20 protein-coding genes are annotated in these 26,362 nt (G+C 32.0%); 13 read left to right on the top strand and 7 right to left on the bottom strand.

What is annotated here, in order from left to right:
- The first annotated feature begins 22 nt into the window (after positions 1-22).
- On the top strand, positions 23-1,444 hold the full coding sequence (locus tag LQ608_RS05770; RefSeq protein WP_239750665.1) for an alpha-amylase family protein: 1,422 nt from the start codon (positions 23-25) through the stop codon (positions 1,442-1,444).
- A 427-nt stretch (positions 1,445-1,871) separates the two neighbouring features.
- Here LQ608_RS05770 and LQ608_RS05775 read toward each other — a convergent pair whose 3' ends face one another.
- Genes LQ608_RS05775 through LQ608_RS05785 form a run of 3 tightly spaced genes read right to left on the bottom strand, consistent with a single transcriptional unit; the run spans position 1,872 to position 4,879 of the window.
- On the bottom strand, positions 1,872-3,203 hold the full coding sequence (locus LQ608_RS05775) for a CoA-disulfide reductase (protein ID WP_239750682.1): 1,332 nt from the start codon (positions 3,201-3,203) through the stop codon (positions 1,872-1,874).
- 5 nt (positions 3,204-3,208) lie between these two features.
- On the bottom strand, positions 3,209-4,054 hold the full coding sequence (locus LQ608_RS05780) for a DegV family protein (protein WP_239750684.1): 846 nt from the start codon (positions 4,052-4,054) through the stop codon (positions 3,209-3,211).
- 12 nt (positions 4,055-4,066) lie between these two features.
- A complete protein-coding gene (locus tag LQ608_RS05785) occupies positions 4,067-4,879 on the bottom strand; it encodes a Cof-type HAD-IIB family hydrolase (RefSeq protein WP_239750685.1) in 813 nt (270 codons plus the stop codon).
- A gap of 119 nt (positions 4,880-4,998) precedes the next feature.
- Between LQ608_RS05785 and LQ608_RS05790 the strand changes: the two genes are divergently transcribed.
- Positions 4,999-5,307 (top strand): metal-sulfur cluster assembly factor, encoded by a 309-nt coding sequence (locus tag LQ608_RS05790; protein WP_037588867.1) that lies wholly within the window; start codon positions 4,999-5,001, stop codon positions 5,305-5,307.
- Positions 5,308-5,852: 545 nt separating this feature from the next.
- On the opposite strand, the gene LQ608_RS05795 is transcribed toward LQ608_RS05790, so the two are convergent.
- The gene (locus tag LQ608_RS05795; protein WP_078356674.1) at positions 5,853-6,545 is read right to left on the bottom strand and encodes a Crp/Fnr family transcriptional regulator; all 693 of its coding nucleotides are present in this window, start codon (positions 6,543-6,545) and stop codon (positions 5,853-5,855) included.
- Between the two features lie 172 nt (positions 6,546-6,717).
- Between LQ608_RS05795 and clpB the strand changes: the two genes are divergently transcribed.
- Entirely contained in the window at positions 6,718-9,315 is a 2,598-nt protein-coding gene (clpB, locus tag LQ608_RS05800) for an ATP-dependent chaperone ClpB (protein ID WP_078356675.1), read from the top strand.
- A 35-nt stretch (positions 9,316-9,350) separates the two neighbouring features.
- Here the strand turns inward: clpB and LQ608_RS05805 are convergent, their stop codons facing one another.
- The gene (locus LQ608_RS05805; RefSeq protein WP_239750687.1) at positions 9,351-9,554 is read right to left on the bottom strand and encodes a YjzD family protein; all 204 of its coding nucleotides are present in this window, start codon (positions 9,552-9,554) and stop codon (positions 9,351-9,353) included.
- A gap of 187 nt (positions 9,555-9,741) precedes the next feature.
- Between LQ608_RS05805 and LQ608_RS05810 the strand changes: the two genes are divergently transcribed.
- Positions 9,742-10,683, top strand: coding sequence for a beta-ketoacyl-ACP synthase III (locus tag LQ608_RS05810; protein WP_078356677.1), 942 nt, complete (start codon positions 9,742-9,744; stop codon positions 10,681-10,683).
- A gap of 14 nt (positions 10,684-10,697) precedes the next feature.
- On the top strand, positions 10,698-11,942 hold the full coding sequence (fabF, locus tag LQ608_RS05815) for a beta-ketoacyl-ACP synthase II (RefSeq protein ID WP_239750688.1): 1,245 nt from the start codon (positions 10,698-10,700) through the stop codon (positions 11,940-11,942).
- A 672-nt stretch (positions 11,943-12,614) separates the two neighbouring features.
- Here the strand turns inward: fabF and LQ608_RS05820 are convergent.
- A complete protein-coding gene (locus LQ608_RS05820) occupies positions 12,615-12,986 on the bottom strand; it encodes a DUF3899 domain-containing protein (RefSeq protein ID WP_115337657.1) in 372 nt (123 codons plus the stop codon).
- Between the two features lie 382 nt (positions 12,987-13,368).
- On the opposite strand from LQ608_RS05820, the gene opp3b reads away from it, so the two are divergent.
- From opp3b to LQ608_RS05860, 8 genes are all read left to right on the top strand, one after another.
- Positions 13,369-14,295, top strand: coding sequence for an oligopeptide ABC transporter permease (gene opp3b / locus LQ608_RS05825; RefSeq protein WP_078356680.1), 927 nt, complete (start codon positions 13,369-13,371; stop codon positions 14,293-14,295).
- Positions 14,295-15,365 carry an oligopeptide ABC transporter permease gene (gene opp3C / locus LQ608_RS05830; protein WP_078356681.1) on the top strand — a complete coding sequence of 357 codons (1,071 nt, stop codon included), beginning with the start codon at positions 14,295-14,297 and terminating at the stop codon, positions 15,363-15,365. The genes opp3b and opp3C overlap by 1 nt, the downstream gene beginning before the upstream one ends.
- Before the next feature lie 17 nt (positions 15,366-15,382).
- Positions 15,383-16,456 (top strand): ABC transporter ATP-binding protein, encoded by a 1,074-nt coding sequence (locus tag LQ608_RS05835; RefSeq protein WP_239750690.1) that lies wholly within the window; start codon positions 15,383-15,385, stop codon positions 16,454-16,456.
- Positions 16,456-17,421 carry an ABC transporter ATP-binding protein gene (locus LQ608_RS05840; protein ID WP_239750691.1) on the top strand — a complete coding sequence of 322 codons (966 nt, stop codon included), beginning with the start codon at positions 16,456-16,458 and terminating at the stop codon, positions 17,419-17,421. The genes LQ608_RS05835 and LQ608_RS05840 overlap by 1 nt, the downstream gene beginning before the upstream one ends.
- A gap of 168 nt (positions 17,422-17,589) precedes the next feature.
- Complete coding sequence (locus LQ608_RS05845) at positions 17,590-19,260, top strand: peptide ABC transporter substrate-binding protein (protein ID WP_239750694.1); 1,671 nt, start codon at positions 17,590-17,592, stop codon at positions 19,258-19,260.
- Positions 19,261-19,348: 88 nt separating this feature from the next.
- Complete coding sequence (locus LQ608_RS05850; protein WP_239750696.1) at positions 19,349-21,010, top strand: peptide ABC transporter substrate-binding protein; 1,662 nt, start codon at positions 19,349-19,351, stop codon at positions 21,008-21,010.
- 417 nt (positions 21,011-21,427) lie between these two features.
- Entirely contained in the window at positions 21,428-23,068 is a 1,641-nt protein-coding gene (locus LQ608_RS05855) for a peptide ABC transporter substrate-binding protein (protein ID WP_239750698.1), read from the top strand.
- A 46-nt stretch (positions 23,069-23,114) separates the two neighbouring features.
- The gene (locus LQ608_RS05860) at positions 23,115-24,740 is read left to right on the top strand and encodes a peptide ABC transporter substrate-binding protein (RefSeq protein WP_239750700.1); all 1,626 of its coding nucleotides are present in this window, start codon (positions 23,115-23,117) and stop codon (positions 24,738-24,740) included.
- 510 nt (positions 24,741-25,250) lie between these two features.
- On the opposite strand, the gene trpS is transcribed toward LQ608_RS05860, so the two are convergent.
- A complete protein-coding gene (trpS, locus tag LQ608_RS05865) occupies positions 25,251-26,246 on the bottom strand; it encodes a tryptophan--tRNA ligase (RefSeq protein WP_239750703.1) in 996 nt (331 codons plus the stop codon).
- Between the last annotated feature and the right edge of the window lie 116 nt (positions 26,247-26,362).

Consider the following 26,362-nt stretch of genomic DNA (forward strand, 5'->3'; position numbering starts at 1 on the left):
GGTAATAAAGAGGGTTGAATATATGAATAAATGGACAAAGTTAGTAATAGCAGTAATATTGATGGCACCACTTTTTAATGGCTATGCTTTTGCGAAAGATAAGAAATTTGAAGATGTGAAATATCCTAGAATATATAGTCTAGTTGTCGATCGTTTTATGAATGGTAATAATGATAATAATAAAATGATTATAAACAACGACAAATCTAAAGATTTACCACTTGGGGGAGATTTCCAAGGGATTAAATCTAAATTAGATTATATTCATGACATGGGCTTCAACACAGTACATATTTCTCCAGTCTTTTCACACGAACAAAATGACTTTTTAGGCTATAAAGTCAATAATTACGATGAAATTGATAAAGTATTAGGTGGGGAAAAGGCTTTTAAATCACTCATTAAAGAAGTGCATAAAAAGGACATGAAAATTATAGTTGATATGCCTACTACTTATACTGATACATTTAAGCAATCAGTTAACGGTGATTTAAATAGCGTGCAAAAGTCATATTTTAAAAATGACAAATTTATAGATTTAAAAAATAATGAAAACCAAGGTATTTATAAATCTAAAGTTAAAAAATTTATAGATCAATATGAAGTTGATGGAATATCAATGAATATTGTACAGGATGGCATAGATGCTCAAGCATTTTTACCTGAAGGTATAGATACTTATGGCATCATTAACAAAGACGGCATTGATGCCAAGAACTTTAAACATTTATCTACTAACAAGAAACGTACTGCACTTCAAGATGCGTTTAAAACGGTAAATACAAACATTCCATCATATAAACAAGATGGAGAGGTACTTTTAGCTGATACATGGTTTACAGAAAGATTTACTAAGCATGCAGCTGATGAAAATATGTTTCCAGGAACACGTATCAAACAATTAATGACTTATATGTGGGGATATAAAGGTCCTATAATGATGAATTATGGTACTGAAATAGCAGTTAATGGTTCTAATATCGAAACGATAAATCAACTACAGAATTTCAGAACCGATAAAGAAGTAATTGATTATTTAGAAAAAATTTCAGATACCTTCAAACAATATCAAGAATTATTTGAAGGAGAAGTGAAAGTTCTACCTCATAATAAAGGAACTAATGTATTTTATTATGATACGAACACGATTGATTATATATTGAATATTAATGACTCAAGTAATTCAAAAAAAGTAACTTTAACAGACAAAGTAATTGAAAAAAACAAAATGCTTTCAGGGTTAATATTGGGAGATAATATAAAGAAAAAGAATAATCAATATGATTTAATCACTGATAGAGAAGAAAGTGAATTATATGCAGTGATTAACGAACGAGGATTAAATAATAGTTACTTTATTGCAGCTATTTTAGTTGTATTATTATTCGGATTATTCATATTCCTTGTTTCAAGAAGAAGTAAAAGACAAAGAAGTAAATCTTAAACATAGCAAAGGCTGAGACAATTAAATTGTCTCAGCCTTTTAGTTATAGGGTATCTATGCTCACACAAGTTGGTAGAAGTGTAAGTAAGAGTATCTATATTCACACAAGTTGGTAGAAGTGTAAGCAAGAGTATCTATATTCACACAAGTTGGTAGAAGTGTAAGCAAGGGTATCTATATTCACACAAGTTGGTAGAAGTGTAAGTAAGGGTATCTATATTCACACAAGTAGGTAGAAGTGTAAGTAAGGGTATCTATATTCACACAAGTTGGTAGAAGTGTAAGTAAGGGTATCTATATTCACACAAGTCTATAGAAGTGTGAAATATTTGTATAAGAAAAAAGAGCAGAATTTAATTTTTACAATAAATTTCTGCTCTTTTTAATTTTCTTAGATATTTATAACCTGGATTTCTCTAATCTATTTTTATTTTGATTGTGCTTTGTAACCAACCATATTGACGATATCTTTTGGACTTGAGAAAGGAGGGGCATAAGCAATTTCTATGTCTCTCATTTCATCTATAGTCAAATCACCGATAATAGCAGTTGATAAAATATCGATTCGTTTATCTGCGCCGTCTTTTCCTACTGCACATGCACGTAATATTTTACGCGATGATTTATCGAAATAAACACGTAAGGTGATTGGTTCTGCGTTAGGATAATACCCAGCATGTTGTTTTTGAATTTGTTCAACGACACCGTAATTGTAGTCCTTCAATTCTTGTTCTGATATGCCTACGCTTCCTAACGCGTAATCAAATATTCGTACAATATTAGTTCCAAGTAGACCACGAAAAGCCGATTTTTCATTAGGTGATTTCGCTGCAAGGTTTTCAGCTATTATTGCTGCTGCTCTATGCGCTCCCCAAGCTAATGTAATACTTGTAGGTTTTTTTGTATGTCTATAAAATGTTTCAATTACATCACCTAAAGCGTAAACACTGTCTAAATTTGTTTCGAAATATTCATTTACAGGTATATAGCCTTTTTCATTTAATTGTAGTGATGATGATTTTAACCAGTCACTATTAGGCTCAATTCCAACACCTGTGATGATAATGTCATATTCTTCAACGATACCAGATTTAAAAGTAACTTTACGGTCTGAAATATCTGCAATTTCTTCGTTTAATCTATATTTGATATTTCTTTTATCTAACTCATCAAAAATGACATTATTTAAATCTTTATCCATACTTTTATTTATATGGTCACTTCTGTGAATTAATGTTGGTTCTATACCTCTAGCATAAAAATTTTCTAAAATTTCTAAACTGACATATCCGGCACCAACTATTAATGCAGATTTTACATTTTCATTTACGATAAAACTTTCGATTTTGTCAGTATCAACTAAGTTTCTTAAAGTAAATAATCTATCAGATTGGAGTGGTAAGTGTCTTGCGCGACACCCAGGACTTAAAATAAGTGTGTCATAATGATCATCAAAAGTTTCTCCAGTTTGATGATTTTTTACTGTTATTGTTTTATTTTTATCATTTAATGCAATAGCTTCATGAAAAGGTTTTACAGTTATATTCTTTTTATCATGAAATTTTTGAGGTGTAGCAGATAGCATTAAATTTCTGTCTTCTACAACATCTCCTAAATAATAGGGTAGGCCGCAATTGGCGAAGCTCATATCTCTATCTTTCTCGTATACTACAATTTCACTTTCTGAATCAAGTCGTCTAATTTGTGATGCAGCTGTAGCACCACCAGCTACTGCACCAATAACGATAATTTTATTCAATATTATCACTCCTTATAATAAAAAATTGCTACCGTGCCACTACCTGTATGAGAACTAATAACTGGACCAATGTCTGAAATAATAACATCTTTTGGTGATAAAGATTGTTGCATTAATTCTTTTAGTTTTTCAGCGTCTTCGATATCATCAGCATGAGTTATATAGATCGTTTCATTTGAAAAGTCGCTATTTTCATTTTTCATTTTATCTATAATAGCGTGCCATAGTTTTTTTGAACCACGATATTTCTCGATTGGAACGAGTTTTCCTTCTTCTACATGTAACAACGGTTTGATATTTAATAAATTACCTAAAAATGCCTGACCTTTAGATAATCTACCGCCACTTGCTAAATAATTTAAGTCTTTTACTGTGAATAAATGTCTTATTTTATCTAGTTTATTTTTAATATATTCATCTAATTCTTCGAAACTATAATTCTGTTCGATTTTATCTTGTACATCGAGTATAAGCTTGCCACATCCCATAGAAGCGCTTAAAGTATCATAGATTGTTAAATCAAGATTAGGATAATCCTCTTTAACTTGTTCTTTAACTAAACAAGCAGTTTGATATGTTCCACTTAATGCACTACTAAAAGCTAAATAAATAGCTTGTTCATTATTTTCAGCAATTTCAGTGAATACTTTAGTCATTTGTTCCATAGTTGCTTGGTTAGTCTTAGGGTGTTTATTATTTTTAATAGCAGCTAATACTTCATCGTTTGATATTTCATATTGATCAACTTTACTTTCATTGTCGATGACTATTCCATAAGGTAAAAAGTAGAATCCGTATTTTTCAATTTGAGATAATGTTAAATCTGATCCACTGTCTACTATCATTTTCATTTGAATAACCCCTTACATATTTAGTCCAAAATGTTTGTTTAAGTATTTTCCGATACCATCATTATTATTAGTGTCTGTAACTTCATTTGCTATTTCTTTAAGTTCAGGTATAGCATTACCCATAGCAATTCCATAATTAGCAAATTGAATCATTTCATTGTCATTATCTTCATCGCCAAATGCAATAATATTATCAAAATCTACATTCAAATATTCAGCAACATATTTCACAGCTTTACCTTTATTAATACCCTTTTTAACAATTTCAATAACTGGAAACGGTGCTCCCCAACGACGATGTTCAATAAATTCAGCATAATGTTTGTTTAAATGTTTTTTTATGTTAGGAATTTCATCATCTTCTGCTTGAATCAATAAACTTGTAGGTGATTCCGTAAGTAATTCATTTAATTTACCATATTTAATTTCAGGATTACCCATGCTGAAACCTTCAAATAATGTTTGGTCATAGTTATTAATATAAACTTGATCTCTTACTTCTGCTATAATATTTTTAACATTAAGTTGGCTAACATCTTGAAAAATTTTAGAAGCTATACGTGCGTCAAATTGTTCATGTTTTGGTTCAAATCTATTGTCAGTCGGATGATGAATATATGCGCCATTAAAATTAATAATAGGTGTATTCATATCCATTGCTCTATAATAATCTACACTTGCTCGATATGGTCTACCAGTTGAAATAATGATTTCATGACCAGATTTTTTTAAATATTGTAGTACTCTTTTTGTATAAGGTGAGATGTGCTTTTCATCGTTTAATAATGTGCCATCTAAATCTAAACAGATTAAATGTTTTTCCATATCGATAACTCCTTAGTCATTTTCTTTTTGATACATACTATAATATCATATCATTTTCTTTAACCAATGCTTTAAATTTGATATATTATATGTAGTAACTTTTAGAATGAGGTGAAAATATGGAAGAAGCAATGAAAGATAGTATCATTGGTGCACTTGAAAATGTAATTGACCCAGAACTAGGAATTGACATAGTTAACTTAGGTCTTGTATATAATGTAGACTTAGACGACGAAGGATTATGTACAGTAGAAATGACATTAACTTCAATGGGTTGTCCGATGGGGCCACAAATTATAGATCAGGTTAAAACAGCATTAGCTGAATTGCCTGAAATTAAAGAAACAGAAGTAAATATTGTCTGGAATCCACCATGGGGCAAAGACAAAATGTCACGATACGCTAAAATTGCATTAGGTGTAAGCTAATAGAATAAAGAAAAAGCCTAGGATTTCTATCCTAGGCTTTTTTTGGTTTAATTCAATAAAAACGCACGAAGACTTCAGAGATATCGTGCGATTCGGCGCAAATCGGGCAAAAACGCACGAAGACTTCAGAGATATCGTGCGATTCGGGTTAAAAAGGGCAAAAACGCACGAAGACTTCAGAGATATCGTGCGATTCGGGTTAAAAAGGGTAAAAACGCACGAAGACTTCAGAGTTATCGTGCGATTCAGGTTAAAAAGGGCAAAAACGCACGAAGACTCCAGAGATATCGTGCGATTCGGCTAAAATCGGGCTAAAACGCACGAAGACTTCAAAGATATCGTGCGATTCGAGTGAAATCGGACAAAAACGCACGAAGACTTCGTAGATATCGTGCGATTCGGGTTAAAATGGGTAAAAACGCACGAAGACTTTCGAGATATCGTGCGATTCGGCGCAAATCGGACAAAAACGCACGAAGACTTCGGAGATATCGTGCGATTCAGTTCAAACCCTTATCAAATCCAGCTCAATATATGTGATAGCTCTATTCAATCCTACAAATTGATAAAGGACAATTTTCACAGTTTATGGATTTTTTTAAGTATTCAAGGTCATGTATTGTAATTCTTTTATGATTGACGGATACGATATTTTCTTTTTTTAAATAGCTCAACATTCGATTTACACTTTCTCTTGTGACGTTGCAAAAATTAGCTAATTCGTGATTTGTTAAATCGACATTAATCAATATACTATCACCAACTTGAATACCGTATGTGTTTGATAATTTTATAAGTATAGAATAGAATGCGCCAGTTTTTCCTAATGTATAAACATCTCTTATTAAATATTCATTCTTTTCATTTTCGTTTTGTACCCACAATAACCATTCGTATTTAAGTACTTCATCATTTAAAATCGCTTCTTCAAATTGAATTTTGGGTATGCTATATACGATGGCTTCTTCTTTTACTCTAGCTGATAGGGTATGTTTTTTTCTGCCGCAAAATAAAGTAGTGGATCCAAAGATGCTATGACGTCCAAGTAGTTTAGTATTAAATTCTTTACCATCTTCCATCACACGATGTGTAATAACTTTTCCTTCAGAAATAACGTAAATATGGTTACATAAGTCCTCAGTATGGTATATATAATGGTGAGTATGAAAATGTAACTTTTGTCCATGTGTTTTAATGTATTCAATAACTGAAGCTGCTTCTGTATATGTAGTTTGCAAAAGATCACTTCCCCGTTTATTTTCATTTATATTTTACCATAAAATGTAAGTGAAAAGGTTTGTAATTTTGATGCTTTATATTTGTCAAAGAAGGTCAAACGGTATATAATCAAGTTAAGGTCAAAGATAGTCAAACTATTAGACTGATGAAAAATTTAAAGAGGTGATACATTTGGATATTAATCAAATGACTTATTCAGTTCAAAGTGTTATCGAGAAAGCGCAACAATTATCACAATCATATGAACTACAAAATATTGAAATAGAAGCTGTATTATTATCAGCATTAAATGAAGATGAAAGTATTTTCAAAAGAACATTAGACAGAGCTCAAATTGATACAGACGAATTAGAAAGTAAATATAAACAAAAGTTAAATCAATATTCAGTAGTTAAAGGCGATAACATCCAATACGGACAATATATTTCTCCTAAACTTAATGAATTATTTAACAAAGCTAATCAAATTAAAGAAGAAATGCAAGACGACTTTATGTCTATGGAGCATATTTTAAAAGCATCTATAGAAGTCGATCAAACAACTAAAGATATAGTTGGTAATAAAAAAGAAGTTATAAATGAAATTATTAATAAAATAAGAGGGGGTAATAGAGTGACATCACAAAATCCTGAAGTACAATATGAAGCATTATCTAAATATGGAAGAGATTTAGTTGAAGAAGTTAGAAAAGGGAATATGGACCCAGTTATTGGTAGAGATGAAGAAATTCGAAATACTATTCGTATATTGAGCAGAAAAACTAAAAATAACCCAGTATTAATTGGTGAACCTGGTGTAGGTAAAACAGCAATCGTTGAGGGATTAGCACAACGAATAGTTAGACGAGATGTTCCAGATTCACTTTTAGATAAGACAATATTTGAATTAGATTTATCAGCATTAGTAGCTGGTGCTAAATTCAGAGGTGAATTTGAAGAAAGATTAAAAGCAGTCTTAAAAGAAGTAAAAGAGTCTGAAGGTAGAATTTTACTTTTCATTGATGAAATTCATATGCTAGTTGGTGCAGGTAAAACAGATGGTGCAATGGATGCAGGTAACATGCTTAAACCGATGTTAGCTAGAGGTGAATTGCATTGTATCGGTGCAACAACGTTAAATGAATATCGACAATACATTGAAAAGGATTCTGCATTAGAAAGACGTTTCCAAAAAGTGAATGTTAAAGAACCAGACTTAGAAGATACGATTTCAATTTTAAGAGGTTTAAAAGAAAGATATGAAGTTCACCACGGTGTACGTATACAAGATAGAGCATTAGTTGCAGCAACAGAATTATCAGATCGATATATAACTGATCGATTCTTGCCAGATAAAGCGATAGACTTAGTAGACCAAGCTTGTGCAACTATTAGAACAGAAATGGGCTCTAATCCTACAGAATTAGATGCTGTAAACAGACGTGTGATGCAACTTGAAATTGAAGAAAATGCACTTAAATCTGAATCTGATCAAAGTAGTCAAATTAGATTATCAGAACTTCAAAAAGAATTGGCAGATGAAAAAGAAAAACAACAACAATTACAAAGTAAAGTTGAACAAGAAAAAGAACAAATCAAATCTCTTCAAGATAAAAGAGCAGAGTTAGATGAAAGTAAACAAGCGTTAGAAAATGCAGAAAATCAATATGATTTAGGTAAAGCTGCCGAACTTAAACATGGTAGAATACCTCAAATAGAAGCAGAATTAAAAGAACTGGAAAATGAATTTGCAGAAGAAACAGGTTCAGATCATGATAGATTAATTAGAGAAGTAGTAACAGATGAAGAAATTGGTTATATTGTAAGTCAATGGACAGGTATCCCTGTTTCAAGATTAGTTGAGACTGAAAGAGAGAAATTACTTAAACTATCAGATATATTACATGAGAGAGTTGTAGGTCAAGACGAAGCAGTAGATTTGGTCTCTGATGCAGTAGTTAGAGCAAGAGCAGGTATTAAAGATCCGAATAGACCAATTGGTAGTTTCTTATTCTTAGGACCAACAGGGGTTGGTAAAACTGAACTAGCTAAGACATTAGCCGCAACTTTATTTGACTCTGAGAAACATATGATAAGAATAGATATGAGTGAGTATATGGAAAAACACTCAGTTGCAAGATTAATTGGTGCTCCTCCTGGCTATGTAGGTTATGAAGAAGGCGGTCAATTAACAGAAGCGGTAAGAAGACAACCTTATTCAGTAATTCTTCTAGACGAGATTGAAAAAGCTCATAATGATGTATTTAACGTATTGCTACAATTATTGGATGAAGGTAGATTAACAGATGCAAAAGGTCGAAGTGTTGACTTTAAAAATACAATCATTATTATGACAAGTAATATAGGTTCCCAATATTTATTAGATGGTGTAACAGATGAAGGTGAAATCGATGAAGCAGCTAAAAAACAAGTAAATGAAAGTTTACATGCATACTTCAAACCGGAAATATTAAATAGAATGGATGACATCGTACTATTTAAACCATTATCAATTAAAGATATGAGCTACATTGTCGACCACATTATTACTAATTTAAATATTAGATTAGAAGATCAACACATTAAAATTAATGTAGATCAAGAAGTTAAAGAATGGATCGCACAAAAAGCATATGAGCCACAATTTGGTGCAAGACCTTTAAAACGATTTGTTCAAAGACAAATTGAAACACCATTAGCGAGAATGATGATAGGTCAAGAAATGAAAGAAGGTACTATTATAGATGTACATCTCGTTGAAGACGAAGTGAAATTTGAAATAAATGAATAAAAAAATTCCCGTCAACTAAAATTGACGGGAATTTTTTATGAATGTTGTGCGTTTTGTTTGTCCGAAGAAGATTTACCAACTAAAATATCTAATAGAATAATAACTACTGTAAAGACAACAGCATAAACTGTAGGACTAACAAAATTCAGCGATTCTGTTGAGCCACCTAAACTATGTAAAACAAAGTTAATCATTTGTGATAATACGAATGCCCAAATTAATGTTAAAATGTAATGCATGACTCATCCTCCGTAACTTTTTATATCATATCTTTCATTATAATTAACTTTTTATAAATTGTATACCTATTATGATGAAAACGATTTAAAATATTTCATAAAAGAACTCAGCGCTTGTGCATTAAGGCAAAAGTATGTTAAATTAGTACCTGATAATAACAACAGATTATAAGAAGGTGTCAATATAATGGATATTGGTATAAAAGGTTTTGGTGCATATGCACCGAAGCAAGTGGTAAAAAATGATCATTTTGAAAGTTATTTAGATACATCAGATGAATGGATAACTAAAATGACTGGTATAAAAGAAAGACGTTTTGCTGCAGAAGATGAAGATACAAGCGATTTAGCATATGAAGCGGCAGTAAGAGCGATAGAAGATTCAGGTATTGATAAAGAAGAAATTGAAATGGTCATTGTAGCAACATCAACAGGTGATAAACCATTTCCAACAGTTGCAACAACTTTACAAAAAAGACTAGGCTTAAACAAAGTACCATCAATGGACCAACTTGCAGCATGTACTGGGTTTATTTACGGTATAGTTACTGCACAACAATTTGTAAATTCAGGTTTATATAAAAATGTATTAGTAGTTGGTGCTGATAAGTTAACAAAAATTACGGATATGAATGATAGAAGTACTGCAATTTTATTCGGTGATGGAGCCGGTGCTGCGATAATTGGTGAAGTATCTGAAGGTAGAGGTATCTTAGGTGTTGAACTTGGTTCAGATGGAAACGGTGGACCATACCTATATCAAGATATGGATGAACATACTATTCAAATGAATGGACGTGAAGTGTTCAAGTTTGCAGTAAGAATTATGGGTGAAGCTTCTACTAAAGTAGTGGAAAAAGCAGGTTTACAATCAAGTGATATTGATATGTTTGTACCACATCAAGCCAATATTAGAATTATGGAATCTGCACGGGAAAGATTAGGTATTGAAAAAGAAAAAATGAGCGTAACGGTAGATAGATTTGGGAATACTTCTGCTGCATCAATACCCTTAAGTATTGCATATGAATTAGAACAAGGTAAAATAAAAGACAATGATACAATAGTCCTGGTAGGATTTGGTGGTGGCCTGACTTGGGGTGCCATAACGTTACGCTGGGGTAAATAGGAGGAAATTGAACAATGACAGAAAATAAGCGTGTTGTAATGACTGGTTTAGGGACATTAAACCCTTTAGGTAATGATGTACCTACAACTTGGAAAAATGCAATTAACGGTGAAAACGGCATAGACGAAGTAACAAGAATTGATGTTTCTGAATTTCCAGCTAAATTAGCAGGTGAATTAAAAGATTTTAGCATTGACGAACATATACCTAAAAAAGATGCTCGTAAAATGGATAGATTTACTCAATATGCTATTGTAGCCGCTCGTGAAGCTTTAAAAGATTCCAAATTCGAAATAACAGATGAAAACAGTCATCGTATTGGTGTTTGGATTGGATCAGGTATTGGCGGAATGGAAACATTCGAATACTCACATAATATGTTATTGAAACGTGGTCCTAAAAGAGTAAGTCCATTTTTTGTACCAATGATGATTCCAGATATGGCTACTGGACAAGTATCAATCGATTTAGGTGCAAAAGGTCCAAACGGTTGTACAGTTACAGCTTGTGCAACAGGTACAAACTCAATAGGTGAAGCCTTTAAAATCATTCAACGTGGCGCTGCTGATTTGATGTTAGCTGGTGGGTCAGAAGCACCTATTACAGAAATGGCAATGGCTGGATTTAGTGCTAATAAAGCATTATCTACAAATCCTGATAAAAATACTGCATGTCGTCCTTTCCAAGAAGGTAGAGATGGTTTTATCATGGGAGAAGGTGCTGGAGTAGTCGTTCTTGAATCACTTGAGTCAGCTGAAGCTCGTGGCGCTCACATATATGCTGAAGTAGTAGGTTATGGATCAACGGGTGATGCATACCATATTACAGCTCCTTCACCAAATGGAGAAGGCGGAGCACGTGCTATGCAAGAAGCAATTAAAGATGCTGGAATTAAACCAGAAGATATTCAATATTTAAATGCTCATGGTACAAGTACACCAATCGGCGATTTATATGAAGTATTAGCAATTAAATCTACTTTTGGTGAAGCTGCTAAGAACTTAAAAGTAAGTTCGACTAAATCGATGATGGGTCATTTACTTGGCGCAACAGGAGCAGTTGAATCTATTTTGACAGCATTATCAATTGAAAATAGTATTGTAGCACCAACAATCAATGCTGATTCACCTGATCCAGAAATAGATTTAGATTATACACCTAATGAAGCTGCTAAATTAGATATCGAGTACGCTATGAGTAATAGTCTTGGCTTCGGTGGACATAACGCAGTATTAGTATTTAAAAAATATCATAAATAATAAAGCTAGACAGAAGTCTAACTAGAAATATATTATAATTTTCAACATAAAGCACCTCGTTAATTTGATTTTATTAATTAAATTATACGAAAGTGCTTTATTTTTTTGCGTGAAAATAGATATTGGTACGATTTTGTAAAGTGCTGACGCCTGAGTGAATAGTATGCGTGAGAGACTACAGGCTCGAACCATACCCTAGGCAAGCATGCACGAACAAAATCGTAAGATTTTATAAAAATAGATATTGAGAGCGATTTAGTAAGTAATGACACCCGAGGGAATAGTATGCGTGAGAGACTACAGGCTCGAACCATACCTTAGGAAAGCATGTACAAACAAAATCGAATGATTTTATAAAAATAGATATTGAGAGCGATTTAGTAAGTAATGACACCCGAGGGAATAGTATGTGTGAGAGACTATAGGCTCGAGCCATACCCCTAGGCAAGCATGCACGTACAAAATCGTAAGATTTTATATAAATAGATATTGTTAACGATTTTGTAAAGTGCTGACGCCTGAGGGAATAGTATGCGTGAGAGACTACAGGCTCGAGCCATACCCCTAGGCAAGCATGCACGTACAAAATCGAAAGATAAAAAAATAAGCATATCACTGTAAACTTTAAAAAATCAGTTAAGTGATATGCTTATTTATTTACAATCATTGAATTTAAACGATAAAGCCAAGAATAATCGAAACGATGAAAAATAAAGTACTCAGTACGACGAAAGAGAATATCCAATTATATTGTTTTCTTTCTTTTAAATGTAATTCTTTCATACTTGGATTCATCATTTCATCATCTTTCAAATAATCTTGTGATGCTTTTGACTTCATATGGAAATTAAACTTCCTAATAGCCTGTCTTGATACAGTACCAACACCATCCTGTTTCATAGCCAAAACCCAACTCGCAGCAAAAAGCAAAGTCATAATATAAAAGTATATATTAATCGCTTGATCAATATCTTTTAAAAAGATAAGACAAAGTAATAAAAATAAACCAATATAACTAATTGTAAAAATACTCCAATATTTCATAATTACCTACCTCAACTGATTAGAATTACTTGTATTATAACAGATTGAAAAAAATTTTTTATGTTTTGCGGAACTTAATAAAAAAAATAGTGTAATATTACTTATGTATATTTTGTGTATGTTGCTACATAGTAAATGACAGAAAATTAGCAAAAATAGGTAATCAATACATTGTTTATGAATAAATATACGGTATATATGTATATAACTGTCGCGTTGTCGCTTTATTGTAATAAAACAATTGCGTATTTCAAATAGTTTCATAATTAAAATTCAGAATATTCGTGTTGATTTACATTGTATAAATTATGTATAATGTATATAAATATTTCTGAATATTAAAAAGAAATATGAAATAGATAAGGGGATTGGAGGCAAAACAATGGTTAGGTATACTTTGAAACGTATTATTTATATGTTCATATCATTGTTTTTAATTATGACGATAACATTTTTCTTAATGAAATTGTTACCGGGTTCACCGTACAACGATGAGAAATTATCAGAAGATCAAAAGGTTATTATCAACGAAAAGTATGGTTTGAATGATCCTGTACCAGTACAGTACGCAAACTATTTGGGCAGTGTTGCAAAAGGGGATTTCGGTATTTCATTCCAATACGATAACAGAGAGGTTTGGAGTTTAATTAAACCAAGACTTGGACCATCTGTAGAAATGGGTACATACGCAATGATTTTAGGAACTATAACAGGATTATTACTTGGTATAGTTGCTGCAATTAGACAGAATACAATTATAGATTATGGGGCCACCTTCCTATCGGTAATATTTATATCTGTTCCATCATTCGTTCTAGCAGTACTACTACAATATGTATTTGCAGTTGAATGGCAAATATTCCCTGTAGCAGGTTGGAGTGGATTCATGACAGCAGTACTACCGTCGATTGCTCTAGCAGCTGGTGTAACAGCAACAATTGCACGTTACATTCGTTCTGAGATGATTGAGGTCCTAGGTTCTGATTACATAGAATTAGCGAGAGCTAAAGGGATGTCTAGCGCTCGAGTTATATTTGGACACGCAGTTCGTAATGGTTTAATTCCAATTATTACGATTATCGTTCCAATGTTAGCAGGTATTTTAACAGGTACTTTGACAATTGAAAATATATTTGGCGTACCAGGTCTAGGTGACCAATTCGTACGTTCAATTCAAACTAATGACTATCCAGTTATTATGGCTTTAACATTACTATTTAGTTTCTTATTTATTATTTCAATCTTTATAGTAGATGTACTTTATGGATTAGTTGATCCACGAATTCGTGTTGAAGGAGGTAAAAAATAATGGCTAACAATGAAGATAACAAATTAAATAATAGCGGTTATGATAATGCCTCAGTCACACATTCTTCACAAGGTATACCTGCTGAAAAGTTTGTGTTACATGGTAGAGACAAAGTAGTAGAAGAGAAATTTGAAAGGCAAAGTCGTACATTTTGGCAAGATGCATGGAAACAATTAATAGGTAATAAATTAGCTGTAATAGGGCTAGTTGGATTATTAATCATGACTTTATTATCACTTGTTGGTCCATTGATGAATGATCATAAATTTAGTGACCAAAATGTATCACACGCAAACTTACCACCTAAAATTCCAGTATTAGATAAAGTTCCTTTCTTACCATTTGATGGTACTGATAGAGATGGCTTTGATTTATATGAAAGTCAAAGTGTAAATGAAAATTACTGGTTTGGTACAGATGAACTTGGACGTGACTTATGGACACGCACATGGAGAGGAACTCAAGTATCATTATTCATCGGTTTAGTAGCAGCAGCATTAGATATCTTTATCGGTGTAATATACGGTGCAGTTTCAGGGTACTTCGGAGGTAGGATTGATGATATTTTACAACGTATAGTTGAAATTCTTTCTTCAATTCCTAACTTAATTGTCGTAATTTTATTCGTATTACTATTCGATCCATCAATGTGGACGATTATATTAGCCATGTCAGTAACAGGTTGGCTCGGTATGAGTCGTATCGTTCGTGGTCAATTCTTAAAACTAAAAGAACAAGAATTCGTAATGGCTTCTAGAACATTAGGTGTTTCAAACTTTAAATTAATCTTTAAACATATCCTGCCAAATACACTTGGTCCAATAATTGTAACTTCAATGTTTACAGTTCCAAGTGCGATATTCTTTGAAGCTTTCTTAAGTTTCATCGGTTTAGGGATTCCTGCACCACAAGCGTCACTAGGTTCATTAGTTGATACAGGAAGAAAGATGTTATTAATCTTCCCACATGAATTATTCGTACCAGCTGTTGTACTTAGTTTGTTAATCTTATTCTTCTACTTATTCAGTGATGGTTTAAGAGATGCATTCGACCCTAAAATGCGTAAATAATAAGGAGGAAATTAAATATGGCTAAGAGAATATTAGAAGTAAATAATTTACATGTTTCCTTCGACATTGACGCGGGGGAAGTACAAGCAGTAAGAGGTGTTGACTTTTATTTAGATAAAGGTGAAACACTAGCTATTGTTGGTGAATCAGGTTCGGGAAAATCAGTTACAACAAAAGCTTTAATGCAATTATTACCTAAAAAAGTAGGTAGAATTAAAGAAGGCTCAATCTTATTTGATGGAAAAGATTTAGCTAAATTAAGTGAAAAAGAAATGCAAAAAATTCGTGGTAAAGAAATCGGGATGATATTCCAAGATCCAATGACTTCGCTTAATCCAACTATGAAAATTGGTAAGCAAGTAATGGAACCACTTATTAAACACCAAAAATTATCAAAAAGTGATGCCAAAAAAAGAGCGTTAGATATCTTGAACTTAGTAGGATTACCGAAAGCTAAAGAAAGATTTAATAACTTTCCACACCAATTTTCTGGTGGTCAAAGACAAAGAATTGTTATTGCGACAGCATTAGCTTGTGATCCTAAAGTGCTAATTGCAGATGAACCTACAACAGCATTAGACGTAACGATACAAGCACAAATTTTGGAGTTAATGAAAGAATTACAACATAAAATTGACACATCTATTGTTTTTATTACGCATGATTTAGGTGTTGTAGCAAACGTTGCTGATAGAGTGGCAGTTATGTATGGCGGTCAAATTATTGAAACAGGTTCAGTTGATGAAATTTTCTATAATCCGAAACATCCTTATACTTGGGGGCTATTATCTTCTATGCCAAGTTTAGAGACATCACATGACACAGAACTATTAGCAATACCTGGTTCTCCACCAGATTTAATTAAGCCTCCAGTAGGCGATGCGTTTGCGAGACGTAGTGAATATGCCTTAGATATTGACTATAAGGAAGAGCCACCTTGGTTCCAAGTGTCTCCGACGCATTTCGTTAAATCTTGGTTATTGGATGATAGAGCACCTAAAGTAGAATTGCCAGAAGCTGTTAAATTAAAACAAAGAGAAACACCAGAACAATTTGACAAGCCAAAACGTGTAGAAAGGGTGACGTTCTAATGGCTGATAATAAAGAAGTATTAATTGATGTTCAAAATTTAAAGCAATATTTTAATGTTGGTAAGAAAAATGAAGTTAGAGCAGTTGACGATATCTCTTTTAAAATCTATAAGGGTGAAACATTAGGTTTAGTAGGTGAATCTGGTTGTGGTAAATCCACAACTGGACGTACACTTATCAAATTATATGACGCTACTGACGGTAAAGTGGTATTTGATGATGTTGATATACAGAATATTAAAAAGAGAAAAGATTTATTAAGATTTAATCGACGCATGCAAATGATATTTCAAGATCCATATGCCTCATTAAATCCAAGGTTAAAAGTTATGGATATCGTTGCTGAAGGATTAGATGTACATAAACTTGTATCAAGCAAAGAAGAAAGAAAAAAACGTGTCTATGATTTATTAGAGACAGTTGGTTTATCAAAAGAGCATGCAAATAGATATCCACATGAATTCTCTGGTGGTCAAAGACAAAGACTGGGAATTGCACGTGCATTAGCTGTTGAACCTGAATTTATTATTGCAGATGAACCGATATCTGCACTAGATGTATCTATTCAAGCTCAAGTAGTTAACTTAATGCAGAAGCTACAAGATGAAAAAGGTATAACTTTCTTATTCATAGCGCATGATTTATCAATGGTTAAATATATTTCAGATAGAATTGGTGTAATGTACTTTGGTAAGTTGGTTGAACTTGGGCCTTCAGATCAAATATATAAACATCCACAACATGAATATACAAAATCATTATTATCAGCTATTCCATTACCAGATCCTGATTCTGAAAGAACAAGAACAAGATCATCATATAATCCTGAAGTACATAAATATATGGATGATGATAAATTGGAATTAAGAGAAGTAGGACCTGATCACTACGTTTATTGTTCTGAAAAGGAATTTGCTGAGAAAAAAGAAAACTATAACAAAACTTTTGATTTATCAGAAGCGTAATTTTAACAAACCTTAAAATTGCTATAAATTGTTATAAAATTATTTTGTAGTATAACTATTGTTTGAAAATTGTGTGAAATACTATTGTCTTTCATACATTTTTAAAATATAATAAAATTAACAATCTTCTGAAAATTCAGAAGAAAGTAAACAAGGGGGAAAAGCTATATGAGGAAAAGACTTTCGGTTTTATTGTCAATATTAGTTGCAGCTGTTTTAACGTTAGCAGCATGTAGTGGTGGCGGTTCTAAAAATGATGAGGGAGGTAAAGGCGGCGTTAAAAGTGAAAAATCTGAAAACGTCTTAAACTTATCTTCAACATCTGATATTCCTACGATGGATTCATCATTAGCAACAGACCAAGTTTCATTTATCAACTTTAACCAGACATTAGAGGGATTATATGTACTAGATAAAGATGATAAGGCAGTACCAGGTGTTGCTAAAGGGGAACCTGAAAAATCAGAAGACGGGAAAACATGGACAATTAAATTACGAGATGATGCAAAATGGTCAAATGGTGATCCAGTTACTGCTCATGACTTCGTATATGCATGGCAAAGAACGGTAGATCCTAAAACAGCTGCTGAATATGCATACATGTTTGAAAATATCGAGAATGCAAAAGAAATCTCAGCAGGTAAGAAGAAACCTGAAGAATTAGGTGCTAAAGCAATTGATGATCAAACATTAGAAATCAAATTAGTGAAAGACGTACCTTGGATGCAAAGCTTATTCGCTTTCGGTTCATTCATGCCTCAAAATGAAAAATTCGTTAAAAAACAAGGTAAAAAGTTCGGTACTACAGCTGAAGCTACTTTATCAAATGGACCATTCCAATTAAAAGAATGGAAAACAGAAGATAACTGGAAATTAGTACCAAATAAAGAATATTGGGATAAAGACAAAGTTAAATTAAAAGAAGTAAACTATAAAGTCGTAAAAGAATCTCAAACATCTTTAAACATGTATCAAACAGGTAAATTAGATTCAGTAGGATTAGACCCACAAAATGTTAATAAATATAAAGATAAAGAAGATTTTACAACTGAATTAAACACTTCAAATTATTTCTTTAGAATTAACAGTACGAAAAATAAAGATTTGAAAAATGAAGATTTAAGAAAAGCATTTGCAAAATCAATTGATAAAGATGAATATGTAAAATCATTATTAAATAATGGTTCAACTGTTTCAGATAAATTAATGGTTAAAGATTTCGTTAAAGATAAAGATGGTAAAGATTACATCGATGGCGTGAAATCTCCATTAAATTATGACAAAAAAGAAGCGAAAAAATTATTAGAAAAAGCTAAAAAAGATACTGGTAAAGACAAATTCGATATTGAATTATTAACTTATGATGCTGATGAATCTAAAAAAGCAGCTGAATTTGTAAAAGAACAAGTAGAGAAAAACTTACCAGGCGTTACATTAAAAATTAAACAACAACCGTTCAAACAAAAATTAGCTTTAGAATCTAAAGGCGACTATGATATTTCGTTCGCTGGTTGGGGTCCTGACTATCCTGATTCAACAACTTTCTTAGACTTATTCAAGAAAGATAGTCCACATAACCAAACTGGATATTCAAATCCTGAATACGACAAAGCTTTAGAGAAAGCTAACTCTGATGAAATGTTGAAAGAAGAAAATAGTGCTAAACGTACTAAAATATTACAAGATGCAGAATCTAAATTCTTAGACTCAGCTTCAATTGGACCACTTTATCAACAAGGTGTTGCACGTTTACGTCAACCATATGTTAAAAACTGGGAACCACATAAATTCGGTGGAGACTACTCACTTAAACAAGTAGAAATCGCTGGAGCTAAATAAAAGTGAATGAAAGCAATCAATGGAAACATTGATTGCTTTTCTTTATATCAATTTCTATATTTTAAAAATTAAAAGGGGGATTATCAATATGCATAAAAGATTAAAAATAATTTTTGTAATGTTAGTGTCTCTTGTAGTGACCTTGTCTGCGTGTAGTAGTGATAATAAGGAGGGAAAAGATAATAATATTAAACAATCTAAATCCAAAAACGAATTGAATTTATCATCTGGTGATGATATTCCTACAATGGATCCTTCATTAGCAGCTGACCAAGTATCATTTACGACTTTTGCTCAAACACTAGAAGGCTTATATGTACTTGATAAAGATGATAAACCAATTCCAGGAGTTGCAAAAGATAAGCCTAAAAAGTCGAGTGATGGTAAAACATGGACAATTAAATTAAGGGATAATGCAAAATGGTCTAATGGTGACCCAGTTACAGCTCACGATTTTGTATTTGCTTGGCAACGTTCAGTAGATCCTGAAACTGCAGCAGAGTTTGCATATATGTTTGAAAACATTGAAAATGCAAAAGAAATAACTGCTGGAGATAAGAAGCCTGAAGAACTTGGTGTTAAAGCAATTGATGATCAAACACTAGAAATTAAACTTATTAAAGATGTACCATGGATGGAAAGTTTATTAGCTTTCGGATCTTATATGCCTCAAAATGAAAAATTTGTTAAGAAACATGGAGACAAATTTGGAACAACAGATAAAACGACTTTATCAAATGGTCCATATAAATTAACAGAATGGAAACCAGAAGATAGATGGAAATTAGAAAAGAATGATGAATATTGGGATAAAGATAAAGTGAAAGTTAAAGAAGTTAATACTAAAGTAGTGAAAAACACACAAACTGCTATTAATATGTACCAAACAGGCAAATTAGACATGGTCGGTTTAGACGCTCAAAATGTTAAGAAATATAAAGAGAGAAAAGACTTTTCAACGGAGTCTACATCGGGCAGTTATTTCTTTAGAATCAATAAAGAGAAGAATGAAAATTTGAAAAATGAAGATTTAAGAAAAGCGATAGCTAAATCAATTGATAAAAAATCATATGTTGATTCATTATTAAATAATGGTTCTAAACCTTTAGATACTTTAATGATTAAAGACTTTGTAAAAGATAGTGATGATAAAGATTATACTAAAGGTGTTAAATCATCTTTAAACTATGATAAAGATGAAGCTAAGAAACATCTAGATAAAGCTAAAAAAGATTTAGGAAAAGATAAATTTACAATAGAATTACTGACTTATGATGAAGATGAATCTAAAAAAGCAGGAGAATTTGTAAAAGAGCAAGTAGAGAAGAACTTACCTGGTGTTACTTTGAAAATTAAACAACAACCGTTTAAACAAAAACTTGCATTAGAATCTAAAAAGGATTTTGATATATCATTTGCAGGTTGGTTCCCAGACTATCCAGATCCAACAACATTCTTAGATTTATTCACATCTGACTCACCACATAACCAAACAGGATATGCGAATAAAGAATATGATAAAGCATTAGAAGAAGCGAATTCAGATGAAATGCTCAAACCAGAGAACAGCGATAAAAGAATTAAAGCGTTACAAGACGCAGAAACTAAATTCTTAGATTCAGCCTCTATTTCGCCATTATTCCAGACAGGCTCTGCAAGGTTGAGACAACCATATATTAAAAATTGGCAAAATCATAAATATGGCGGGGACTATACATTGAAAGGTGTAGAAATAGAAGGAGCTAAATAATTGTGAAAGACTGGGACAAATTAATTGTCTCAGCCTTTTTTAAAAGCATGATCACAAGTTTATAACACCTTATAAAAGTGGACTTAAAAACAAAACTCAACGAACTTATTATAAGTGCTACTTTATAAATGAATTTTCATAACCGACACGCCTGAGGAAACGGCACAAGTCGAAGACTACAGGCTGAGACTGTACCCTAGGCAATGGAGGTTATGAAACATTTTTTAGTATAAACGAAGAAGCATGACTCGTATAAGTTGTACTTCTTTTTGATTAATAATAATAATATTTAAAATTAAACAATATATTTTAAGTATATAATGTTAAGTTATGTTGCGACAAATGGAAAATAACATTATAATTGAAGAAAGTTCAGAAATGACTGAATTTTCAAAAATTGAATAAGGGGAAATGTTTATGAATAACAAGCATTTTAGGTGGAGTTTTTTAGTTTTATTGTCGGTTGTATTACTTTTATCGGCATGTAGTGGTGGAAATGGAAAGAAGGATAGTGACTCTTCTGCAGGGGATGGCAAAAAGTTACGATTAATTTCAATTTCTGATATTCCATCAATGGATTCAACGTTAGCAACAGATGCTGTTTCATTCGATGCGTTAAATAATACAATGGAAGGATTGTATAAGTTAGACAAGAATGACAAGGCAATCCCGGGAATTGCGAAAGGTGATCCTAAAAAATCCGACGATGGTTTAACGTGGACAATCGAATTGAGAGATGCGAAATGGTCTAATGGTGATAAAGTTAAAGCTGATGATTTTGTATATGCTTGGCGTAAGCTTGTAGATCCAAAAAACGCTTCTGAATATGCATTTATCATGTTTGATATTGAAAATGCAGAAGATATTAACAAAGGAGATAAAAAGCCTGAAGAATTAGGTGTTAAAGCGATTGATGATAAAACAATAGAAATTAAACTTAATCGTGAATTACCTTATTATCAAGAACTATTAACATTCGGATCATTCTTACCACAAAATGAGAAGTTCGTTAAAGAAAAAGGCGATAAGTACGGTACAACAGCAGAAGATACATTATATAACGGTCCGTTCACATTATCAGATTGGAAAACGGAAGATAATTATACATTGACTAAAAATAAAGAGTACTGGGATAAAGGTAACGTGAAGTTAGACAGCGTTAACTTTAAAGTAGTTAAAGAACCTCAAACAGCTTTAAATATGTATAATGCTGGTGATGTTGATGAAGCTTTAATACCAGCTGAAAATGTTAAAAAATATAAAAAAGATAAAGCTTATAATACAGAACTTGAATCACGTGTATACTTTATGAGATTGAATCAAAAAGATGTACCTGAATTTAAAAACAAAGATTTAAGAATGGCTATTGCTCAATCAATTGATAGAGAACAATATGTTAAGAGTAATTTAAATAATGGTTCTAAAGCAGCAAAATCATTAGTACCTACTGAATTTGTAAAAGATACTAAAGGTGAAGATTATACTAAAGGCGTTAAGACTGAAAATAAATTTAACAAAAAAGAAGCTAAGAAACATTTAGAAGCTGCTAAAAAAGATCTTGGCAAAGATGAATTTACTTTTGAACTGTTAACATATGATCAAGATAATGCTAAAAAAGATGCAGAATATTTTAAAGAACAAATTGAACAAAATCTACCTGGCGTTAAAATTAAAGTTAAACAACAGCCATATAAACAAAAGTTAAAGCTTGAATCAAGTATGGATTATCAAATTGCGTTTGGTAGATGGGGCCCAGATTATCCAGATGCGATGACATTCCTAGAATTATTTACAAGTGATAATGTAATGAATGAAACAGGATGGAAAAACAAAGATTATGATAAAAAAATTGAAGACGCAGGAAATAAATTACTAGATAAAGAACAAAAACGTGTAGAAACAATGCAAGATGCTGAAACATTGCTGTTGGATGAAGCTGCAATTGTTCCAGTCTATCAACAAGGTAATGCGAGGTTAACACAAAGTTATGTAAAAGGTATTGAAAGACATAAGTTTGGTGGAGACACAGATTTAAAACATGCACATATTCAAAAGTAACAGATCGATAGTTTATATAAATAGAAAACTAGGGGGATGAGGTTACATGTCGAAAATGTTCAAATTTTTAGCAATGATGTTAACTGCAGTACTCGTATTAAGTGCTTGTTCATCAGGCGGAGGTAACAAAGACTCTAAAAGTGATGAATCATTAGACTTACAAATCAATGGAGACGTTCCAACAATGGATTCAGCGATGGCAACAGATGGTTTATCATTTGATATGTTTTTCCAAACTATGGAAGGACTATATACATTAGATAAAAACGATAAAGCAATACCAGCTGTAGCAAAAGGGGAACCTAAAATCACAAATGATGGTAAGAAATGGACTGTAAAATTAAGAGAAGATGCTAAATGGTCAAACGGAGATCCAGTAACTGCCAATGATTTTGTCTTCGCTTGGAGAAAAGTAGTGGATCCAGACACTGCATCAGAATATGCATATATTTTATATGATATAAAGAATGCTGAAGACATAAATAATGGTGACAAAAAGCCAGAAGAACTTGGCGTGAAAGCTGTAGATGACCATACTTTAGAATTTGAACTTACAAAATCATTACCATATTATAAAGAACTATTGTCATTCGGTACATTTATGCCACAAAATAAAAAGTTTGTTGAAAAACAAGGTGATAAATATGGTACAACTGTAAAATCAACTCTTTATAATGGTCCATTTAAAATGAGTGAATGGAAAACAGATGATAAGGTTACTTTAGAAAAAAATGATAAATATTGGGATAAAGATAAAGTTAAATTAGATAAAGTAAATTATAAAGTAGTTAAAGAAGCATCAACAGCTGTAAATTTATATGAAACTAATAAATTAGATATAGTAGATTTACCAGCTGAACAAGTGAAAAAATACAAAGACGATAAAGCATTTAATACTGAGTTAGATACTGTGACTTATTACTTTAAATTAAATGAAGATACAGTGCCTGAATTTAAAAATCAAGACTTTAGATTAGCATTTGCAAAAGCAATTGATAAAGAAGCTTATGTAAAAAATAATTTAAATAACGGTTCAATTCCGAGTGATAATTTTGTGCCAAAAGACTTTGTTAAAGATAGCAAAGGTAAAGAATATCAAGATGGTGTAAAAAATACAAATCAATATAATGTTAAAGAAGCTAAAAAACATTTTGAAAAAGCTAAAAAAGCATTAGGTAAAGATAAATTCACTATAGAATTAATGACTTATGATAAAGATACAGCTAAAAGAGATGCTGAATACTTTAAAGAACAACTTGAGAAAAATTTAGATGGCGTAACAATAAAAATTAAGCAGCAACCATTTAAACAAAAACTTGATGTAGTATCTAAAGGACAGTATGAAATGTCGTTAGAAAACTGGATTCCAGATTATCCAGACCCAATGACATTCTTAGAGTTATATGTAACGGATGGATCGCACAACAATACAGGATGGTCTAATAAAGAATATGACAAAATTATTAAAGCAGCTGATTCATCATTAGCAAGCGATCCTGACAAACGACTTTCTGAACTACAAAGAGCAGAAGGTATGTTATTAAATGAAGCGGGTATCGTTCCACTTTATCAAGTAGGCGTAGCTCAACTTCAAAAACCAAATGTTAAAAATGTAGTAAACCACCAATTCGGAGGCGTTTCTACTTTAAAAGAAGCATACATTGAGAAATAAGAAATAAGAGAATCCACAGCGACATTGTTTATGTCACTGTGGATTTTTGTTTATCAAGACATGGTCAACAAGATAAATAGAGAGGCTGAATGTTGCTAGACAGGCCAAACATGATAAATAGAGATGCTGAATGTTGCTAGACAGGCTAAACATGATAAATAGAGAAGCTGAATATTGCAAGACAGGTCCGACTAGCAACATAGAGCGACTGAATGTTGCAAGACTGGCCAAACATGATAAATAGAACGGCTGAACATTGCAAGACTGGCCAAACATGATAAATAGAACGGCTGAATGTTGCAAGACAGGTCCAAACATGATAAATAGAAAGGCTGAATGTTGCAAGACTGGCCAAACATGATAAATAGAGCGACTGAATATTGCAAGACAGGCTAAACATGATAAATAGAACACATCCAATTACTACAATTTAATAATCTGATATATTACGACAAAATAAAGAAGATACTGAAACAATTAATTGTCCCAGTATCTTCTTTATTTTAATATTTATTTTCTTTTACGACCTAGTCCCATAGCATTTTCCATTTTCTTCAATGTTTTATTAGCTACAAAGCTAGCTTTATCTCTACCTTTATCAAGAATTTCATCTAATACTTCTTTATTTTCATAGAAGTAATTAAATTTCTCTTGGAATTCTAATAGGAATTTCTTAACTTCTTCAGCTAAGTCTCCTTTAAAGTCTCCGTATCCTTTATCTTCATATTGAAGTTCAAGCTCTTCTATTGATTTGCTTGTAATACTTGAGTAGATGACTAATAAATTACTAATACCCGGTTTGTTTTCTTTATCATATCTAACGATGCCATCTGAATCTGTTACCGCACTTTTAATTTTTTTGGCTGCAACGTTTGGTTCGTCTAGTAAAGAAATAAAGTTTTTTTGATTGTCATCACTTTTACTCATTTTTTTAGTAGGGTCTTGTAAACTCATTATTCTAGCACCAAATTTAGGCATATGAATAGCTGGTTTTGTTAACACGTCATTGTATTTAGAATTAAAACGGTCAACAACATTACGAGTTAGTTCTATATGTTGTTTTTGATCATCTCCAACAGGGACGATGTTTGTATTATAGAGCACGATATCTGCTGCCATTAATGGTGGATAAGTTAATAAACCAGCAGGGATACCTTGTGTTTGCTTTTGTGCTTTATCTTTATATTGTGTCATTCTTTCTAATTCACCAATTGAAGTAATCGTAGTTAAAATCCAACCTGCTTGAATGTGGGCTGGTACTTCTGATTGGATGAATAAAGTTACCTTTTCATGATCTAAACCTGATGCTAAATATATAGCAGCTAATTTACGCGTATTTTCTCTTAATTTAAGTCTGTCTTGAGGTACTGTTATAGCGTGTTGATCTACAATACAAAAAAAGCAGTCATAATCATGTTGAATCTCATTAAATTGTTTTAAAGCACCAATATAATTACCTAAAGTTGGAATTCCACTTGGTTGGATGCCTGAAAATAAAGTTTCCATTAAATGTTGCCTCTTTTCTACAAAATTTCTTTATATCATTATAACAGTATTTTATTCATTTGTAAGTTGTGTTATTCTTAGTAGTAGATAAATATATTGTTTAAAGTAAATTCATC

It is taken from the genome of Mammaliicoccus sp. H-M34, assembly GCF_022386495.1.
Lineage (GTDB): Bacteria > Bacillota > Bacilli > Staphylococcales > Staphylococcaceae > Mammaliicoccus > Mammaliicoccus fleurettii.